5 protein-coding genes, 1 rRNA gene and 1 pseudogene are annotated in these 7311 nt (G+C 73.5%); 4 read left to right on the top strand and 3 right to left on the bottom strand.

Features of this window, described 5'->3' with window-relative positions; all coding sequences use genetic code 11:
• Positions 1-8: 8 nt before the first annotated feature.
• Positions 9-833, top strand: coding sequence for a siderophore-interacting protein (locus DEH69_RS29910; RefSeq protein WP_113690121.1), 825 nt, complete (start codon positions 9-11; stop codon positions 831-833).
• 47 nt (positions 834-880) lie between these two features.
• On the opposite strand, the gene DEH69_RS29915 is transcribed toward DEH69_RS29910, so the two are convergent.
• Positions 881-1900, bottom strand: a complete 1020-nt coding sequence (locus DEH69_RS29915) for an HAD hydrolase-like protein (protein WP_113690122.1) — start codon at positions 1898-1900, stop codon at positions 881-883.
• A gap of 45 nt (positions 1901-1945) precedes the next feature.
• Between DEH69_RS29915 and DEH69_RS29920 the strand changes: the two genes are divergently transcribed.
• The 3 genes and pseudogenes from DEH69_RS29920 (at position 1946) to DEH69_RS29925 (ending at position 5611) form a co-directional block, all read left to right on the top strand.
• The gene (locus tag DEH69_RS29920) at positions 1946-3208 is read left to right on the top strand and encodes a DUF1015 family protein (protein ID WP_113690123.1); all 1263 of its coding nucleotides are present in this window, start codon (positions 1946-1948) and stop codon (positions 3206-3208) included.
• Positions 3209-3265: 57 nt separating this feature from the next.
• A pseudogene (locus DEH69_RS33250) lies at positions 3266-3751 on the top strand (GNAT family N-acetyltransferase); the annotation flags it as partial.
• A 36-nt stretch (positions 3752-3787) separates the two neighbouring features.
• Positions 3788-5611 carry an IucA/IucC family siderophore biosynthesis protein gene (locus DEH69_RS29925; protein ID WP_258535064.1) on the top strand — a complete coding sequence of 608 codons (1824 nt, stop codon included), beginning with the start codon at positions 3788-3790 and terminating at the stop codon, positions 5609-5611.
• Positions 5612-5629: 18 nt separating this feature from the next.
• Here the strand turns inward: DEH69_RS29925 and DEH69_RS29930 are convergent, their stop codons facing one another.
• Together DEH69_RS29930 and rrf are read right to left on the bottom strand one after the other, a co-directional pair.
• On the bottom strand, positions 5630-6340 hold the full coding sequence (locus tag DEH69_RS29930) for a hypothetical protein (RefSeq protein WP_113690140.1): 711 nt from the start codon (positions 6338-6340) through the stop codon (positions 5630-5632).
• A 744-nt stretch (positions 6341-7084) separates the two neighbouring features.
• Positions 7085-7201, bottom strand: a 5S ribosomal RNA gene (gene rrf, locus DEH69_RS29935).
• Positions 7202-7311 lie beyond the last annotated feature (110 nt).

Genomic DNA, 7311 nt, shown 5'->3' on the forward strand with positions numbered 1-7311 from the left:
GGACGACCATGACCACCGCCCCCTTCGCATTCTTCGACCTGCGCGTGCTGCGCGCCGCCGCTATCAGCCCCGGCTTCATCCGGGTCACCCTGGGCGGCGAGCGGCTCTCCCACTTCGCGTGCGGCGGCCGTGACCAGCGGGTCAAGCTGTTCCTGCCGCACCCGGGCCAGCGCGAGGTGCTGGTCCCGCGCGACGAGGGCCTGAACTGGTGGCCCGCCTGGCAGCGGCTCGATCCGGGCGAGCGCGCCACGATGCGCACCTACACCGTGCGCGAGCAGCGCCGCGAACCCGACGAGCTGGACATCGACTTCGCCCTGCACGGCGACACGGGCGTGGCGTGCCGCTGGGCGCGCCGCGCCGTTCCCGGCGACCCGGTGACCATCCTCGGGCCCGTGGAGGAGGACAACGGCGGCGTCGACTTCCGCCCGCCCGCCGACGCCGACTGGGTGCTGATCACCGGCGACCCGACCGCGCTGCCCGCGGTGGCGGGCATCCTGGCCTGGCTCCCGCCCGGCACCAGGACCCGCGTGTGGATCGAGGTCGACCACGCCGACGACGTCCAGGAGCTGCCCACCAAGGCCGAGGCCGAGATCACCTGGCTGCTTCCGGAGCACCGCACCACGGCCCCCGAGGCGATCCGCGCGGCCGACCTCCCCGACGGCTCGCCCTACGCGTGGCTCGGCGGCGAGGCGGCCACGGTCCGCGCCCTGCGCCGCCATCTGGTCAACGACCGCGGCTTCGACCGCAAGCGCGTCACGTTCACCGGCTACTGGCGCCGCGGCGTCTCCGAGGAGGACCTGATCAACGAGGCCATCGCCGCAGAGGCGGCCTGACCAGGCCCCGCGCCCCCCGCCCGGGGCGGCGGGCGCGGCGGCGCGGGTCACCAGCCCAGCCGCGCCAGCGCTCGTTCCGCCCCCGCGGGGATCCCGGCGTCCGCCGCGGCCCACGCCGCGGCGCACAGCGCCCGCAGCCCGTCGAGCGGCTCGCCCCGCCCCTCGACCACCAGGCCGCCCCCCGACACCGAGGCGCGCCATCCCCCGCACCCGAAGACGCCGTCCCCCTCGGGCGAAGGGCCGGGATGCCCCACGAGCAACCCCCGCAGGTCCAGGGCCACATACGTCGGCCGGTGCTCGGCCCGCGCCGCCACGAGACCCGCCGCGTCGGTCACCCCGCTCAGCACCAGCAACGAGTCCACGCTGCCCACGTGCGCGCCCTCGATGTCCGTGTCGAGCCGGTCCCCGATCACCAGGGGCCGCCGCGCCCCGGTCCGCAGGATGCTCTCCCGGTGCATGGGCGGCCGCGGCTTCCCCGCCACCCTCGGCTCCCTGCTGTGCCGCGTGGCGATCCGCACGACCTCGACGGCGGCGCCGTTGCCCGGGGTGATGCCGCGCCCGCCCGGGATCGTGGCGTCGAGGTTGGAGGCGAACCACGGCACGCCCCGGTTCACCGCGAGCGCCGCCTCGCTCAGCGTCCCCCAGGTCAGGTCGGGGCCGCCGTAGCCCTGCACCACGGCCGCTGGGTCGTCGTCCGCGGACGCCACGGGGCGCAGGCCGCGTTCCCTCAGCGCCACGCGCAGCCCCTCGCCGCCCGCGCACAGCACCGCGGAGCCCGGCGGCACCGACTCGGCGATCAGCCGCGCGACGGCCTGCGCGGAGGTGACGACCTCATCGGGCTCCGCGGGAACGCCGAGCGCCGTCAGGTGGCCTGCGACCGTCTCGGGAGTGCGGGCCGCGTTGTTGGTCACATAGGCGAGGCGCATCCCGGCGTCCCGCGCCGCCGCCAGCGACGCGACCGCGTGCGGCAGCGCCTCGCCTCCCGCGTAGACGACCCCGTCGAGGTCGAGCAGCGCCGTGTCGTACACCTCGTGCAGCGCCCGCGCGCTTCCTGTCAGTTCAGCCATGTCCGCACGATCATCCCCCATGGCCCCAGGACATACGATGCGGGGATGCATGCCGCAGGGCTGGATCTCGCGCCGTTCCGCGCGCTCCGTTACGCGCCCGAGCGCGTCGCCAGCCTCGCGGCGGTCACCTCTCCCCCGTACGACGTGGTGGTGCGCCCCGACGGGCAGGACGCGCTCGAGACCGCCGACCCGTTCAACATCGTCCGCCTCATCCTCCCCCGGGCCGCCGACCAGGGCGCCGCGCACCGCGGCGCGGCCGAGACGCTGCGCCGCTGGCGCGCCGACGGCGTGCTCACCGAGGAGCCGCGCCCCGCGCTGTACGTCTACGAGCAGCGCACCGGGGCAACGCTCCAGCGCGGGGTGATCGGCGCCCTGCGGCTGACCGGGCCCGAGGAGGGCGTCGTCCTGCCGCACGAGGACGTGCTGCCCGAGGTCGTCGCCGAGCGCGCCGACCTGATGCGCGCCACCGCCGCCAACCTCGAGCCCCTGCTGCTCTCCTACCGCGGCGGCCCCTCGGGCGCCACCGCGTCCCTGGCCGAACGGGCCGCCGCGCGCCCGCCGTTGCTCGCCACCACGACGGCCGACGGCGTCCGCCACCGCGTCTGGTCCCTCACCGAGCCCGCCGAGATCGCCGCCATCAGGGCGGACCTGGCCGGGCACAGGGCGCTGATCGCGGACGGGCACCACCGCTGGGCGACGTGCCTGCGGCTCGCCGCCGAGCACGGCGGGCGCCCGCCGTGGGACCGCGGCCTGGTCCTGCTGGTGGACACCGACCGCCATCCGCTGCGCGTGGGGGCCATCCACCGGGTGCTGCCGGGGCTCGCGCCCGCCACCGCCCTGGCCGCGCTCGGCGCGGTCAGCCGCGTCACGCCGCTGCCCGGCGCGCTGCCCCAGGCCCTCGCCGCCCTCGACCGGGCCGAGGGCAACGCGTTCCTGCTGGCCGGAGAGGGCGCGTTCCACCTCGTCGACCGCCCCGACCCGGCCCTGCTGACGCGCGCGGTGCGCGGCGACCGCCCGGCCGCCTGGCGCTCCCTTGACGCCACGGTGCTGCACGAGGCGCTGCTGCCCGCCCTGGGCGAGAACGCGCCCCCGCCGTCCGCGATCCGCCATCTCCACGACGCCGCCACCGCCGTATCTCAGGCCGGGCGGGGCGGCGGCACCGCGATCCTGCTGCGCGCCGTGTCCGAGGCCACGGTCAGGGCCCTGGCCGAACAGGGCGTCACCATGCCGCAGAAGTCCACGTCCTTCGGCCCGAAACCGGCCACGGGCCTGCTGCTTCGCGACCTCACCCCTGGCGACCGAATTTAGGTTAGGCTAACCTAACTCCTCGTCCCGCCCCGCCGTGACTTGGAGCGACCGCGCCCTATGAGCACCACTGTCTTCTCCCGACGGGACGACCGGCTCGGGGAGTTCACCCTCCGCCCGGTCGACCCCACCGCCGACGCCGAGTTGCTGCACGGCTGGCTCACCCACGAGAAGTCGGCCTTCTGGCTGATGACGGAGGCCAGCGTCGACGACGTGGCGGCCGAGTTCCGCGCCATCGAGGCGGGCGACTCGCACGAGGCCCTGCTCGGCCTGCACGAGGGGCGCCCCGCGTTCCTCGTCGAACGCTACGACCCCGCCGCCGAGCCGGTCGGCGCCGCGTACGACGTCAGGCCCGGCGACATCGGCATGCACTTCCTCGTCGCCCCCACCGCGTCCCCCGTCCACGGCTTCACGCGCGCCGTGCTCACCACGGTCATGGAGCTGCTGTTCGCCGACCCCGCGACCCAGCGCGTCGTGGTCGAGCCCGACGTCCGCAACACCCGCGTCCACGCCCTCAACGCCGCCGTCGGCTTCCGCGCCGAACGCACCGTCACGCTCCCGGCCAAGGACGCCCTCCTCAGCATGTGCACGCGCGAGCAGTACGCCGCGGCAAAGGCGCCCACCGCACCCCACGAGGTCGTCGCCCACCTCACCCCCGACCGCTGGGAACGCGCCAACCGGCTGCTGATCCGCAAGGCACTCGCCGAGTTCTCCCACGAGCTCCTGCTCACCCCCGAGCGCTGCTCCGACGGGCGCTGGGCGGTGCCGAGCGACGACGGCGACGTCGTCTACCGCTTCTCCGCCGACGTGCTGGCCCTCGACCACTGGGCGGTGGACGCCGAAAGCGTGGTCCGCGAGCACGCCAGGACGGGCACCCGACTCCCGCTCGACGCCCTGGACTTCGTCGTCGAGCTGCGCGCGTCCCTGGGCCTGGGCGACGACATCCTGCCCGTCTATCTCGAGGAGATCAGCTCCACCCTCGCGGGCACCGCCTACAAGCTCGCCGCCCCCTACCGCACGGCGGCCGAGCTGGCCCGCGCGGACTTCCAGGCGATCGAGGCGGGCATGACCGAGGGCCACCCGTGCTTCGTCGCGAACAACGGCCGCCTCGGCTTCGACGCCGCCGAGTACCACGCCTACGCCCCCGAGACGGGCAGCCCGGTGCGGCTGCTCTGGCTGGCCGCGCGCCGCGACCTGACCACGTTCACCTCGGGCGCGGGCCTCGACTACGACACCCTGATCGCGGGGGAGCTGGCCCCCGAGACCCTGGTCCGCTTCGCCGACCGCATGAGGGACCTCGGCCTCGACCCCGACGCCTACCACCTGTTCCCCGTCCACCCGTGGCAGTGGTACAGCAAGCTGGCCGTGACGTTCGCCTCCGAGGTCGCCCGCCGCCACCTCGTCCCGCTCGGCCGAAGCGACGACCACTACCGCGCCCAGCAGTCGATCAGGACGTTCTTCAACGCCGCCGCCCCGCACAAGCACTATGTGAAGACGGCGCTCTCGGTCCTCAACATGGGCTTTGTCCGCGGCCTCTCCGCCGCTTACATGAAGCCGACCCCGGCCATCAACGACTGGCTCGCCGACCTGGTCCACGGCGACGAGCTGCTGGCCTCGCACGGCTTTCGGATCCTGCGCGAGCGCGCCGCCATCGGCTACCACCACAAGCAGTACGAGGCGGTCGCCGCCAAGGGCTCGCCCTACCTCAAGATGCTGGCCGCCCTGTGGCGCGAGAGCCCCGTGCCCCTGCTGGCCCCCGGCGAGCGCCTGGCCACGATGGCGTCGCTGCTGCACGTGGACCGCGAGGGGAACTCCGTGGCCGCCGCCCTGATCGCCGAGTCGGGCCTGCCACCCGCGACGTGGCTGCGCCAGTACCTCGACGCCTATCTGACCCCGCTGCTGCACTGCCTGTACGCGCACGACGTGGCGTTCATGCCGCACGGCGAGAACGTCATCATGGTGCTGCGGAACGGCGTTCCCCGGCGCGTCTTCATGAAGGACATCGCCGAGGAGATCGCCGTCATGAACACGGAGACCCCGCTGCCGCCCGAGGTCGAGCGGATCCGCATCGACATAGCGGACGACCTGTGGACGCTGACCCTGTTCACGGACGTGTTCGACTGCTTCTTCCGCTTTCTCAACGCCATCCTCGCGTCGGACGGCCTGCTGACGGAGGACGCCTTCTGGTCGACGGTGGCGGCGTGCGTCACCGACTACCAGAAGGCCACGCCGCACCTGGCCGAGCGGCACAAGCGGTTCGACCTGTTCCAGCCGCGCTTCGACCGGTCCTGCCTGAACCGCCTTCAGCTGCGCAACAACCAGCAGATGGTGGACCTGCTCGGCGACCCCGACGCCAACCTCGCGGTGGTCGGCACCCTGGACAACCCGCTGGCCCCTTACGCCTGACCCTCCGGCCCCTGCTGATCAGCCGTCGGCGCCCTCGTCGTCCAGGTCGGGGTCGAGGGCGTCGGTGAACGCGACGCCGTCGAGCTCGGCGAGGCGGTCCGCCGCGTCGGTCGTCCCTCCGCTGTCGGCCTCGACTGCCTTGGCGAACCAGTCGCGCGCCTCGCCGTCCCGCCCGACGGCGAGCAGCGCGTCGGCATAGGTGTAGCGCAGCCGCGCGGTCCACGGGTGGACGGCGGTCGAGGCCAGCTCGGGGCTCTGGAGGGTCACCACGGCCGCGTCGGGCTGGCCCAGATCCCGCCTGGCGCCCGCGGCGACGAGCCGCATCTCCACCTGCCCGGCCCTGTCGAGCCGCCGCACCTCGGGCTCCCCCGCCATGGCGAGCGCGCGCTCGGGGCGCCCGATCCCGCGCTCGCAGTCGGCCATGATGGGCCACAGGTGATCGGAACCCGACATGCGCCGCGCCGCCCTGAACTCCGTCAGGGCCTCCGCGTACTTCTCCACGGCATAGGCGGCGAAGCCCGCGGCCTCGCGCACGGCCCCCACGCGCGAGGCGAGCCGCAGCGCGACCCTCGAGTACGCGTAGGCCCGCTCGGGGTCCTCGTCCAGGAGCTTGGCGACCATGACGAGGTTGCGCGCCACATCGGTGGCCAGCGTCTTGGGCAGGCTCAGCAGCTCCTGCCGCACGGAGCGGTCGATCTCCTCGCCGGTGACCTCGTCGGGGATGGGCAGCCGCCGCGCCGACTCCCGGTCCCTGCCGCCCCGCGTGCCCTGGTCGGGAACGCGCCCGCGCCCGTCCCTGCGATACCCGGCCCGCGGCCCGCCACGATCGTCACGCCGCCCCCGGAAGTCCCGCCCCCGAGGCCCATCGCGCCGGTCATCACGCCGGTCGTCCCTGCGGTCGTCACGCCGGAACTCCCGCCGCTGCCCCGGCCTCTCGTCACGCCTCTCGTCACGCCTGTCGTCACGGCGGAACGGCGGCCTGCCACCCGCCCGTTCATCACGCCGGTCGTCACGACGGTAGTCCCGTCGCTCATCGCGCCTGTCGTCACGGCGGAACGGCGCCCTGCCACCCGCCCGTTCATCACGCCGGTCGTCTCTGCGAACGTCACGACGCTCGCCACGGACCTCGCGCCCACCGCCATACGGCCGACGATCCCGATCCGCATCCCGACCGCGGTCCCGGCTGTCGCGATCGTCCCGCCGATCATCACGGCGCCATTCCCCGCGACGGTCGTCGCGCCTCTCATCACGCCTGTCGTCGCGCCGGTATCCGGCCGGGCGGCCCGTGCCGTCCCGACGCCCGCGGAATTCACGGCGCGGCTCCCGTTGCGGCCTCTGGGGCCGTCCGTCCTCCGCATTCGACATCGACGCGGTCCCGCCTTTCCCACACAATTCACAAACAAAGACGAAAACAAAAAAGAACCCCTGGCTCCCCAGCATGTACGCTGAGAAACCAGAGGCCCCATAAAAATTGTCCGGCGGTGTCCTACTCTCCCACACGGTCCCCCATGCAGTACCATCGGCGCAGAGAGGCTTAGCTTCCGGGTTCGGAATGTAACCGGGCGTTTCCCTCTCGCCATGACCACCGGAACACTTTGGAAGTGCTCCAAGCGAACAAGCACACTCTTCACTTGGAATAGGTCGATCAAGAATTCACAGTGGACGCGAGCATCTGCGGACAAGCCCTCGGCCTATTAGTA

Source organism: Streptomyces sp. PT12, from assembly GCF_003311645.1.
Lineage (GTDB): Bacteria > Actinomycetota > Actinomycetes > Streptomycetales > Streptomycetaceae > Streptomyces.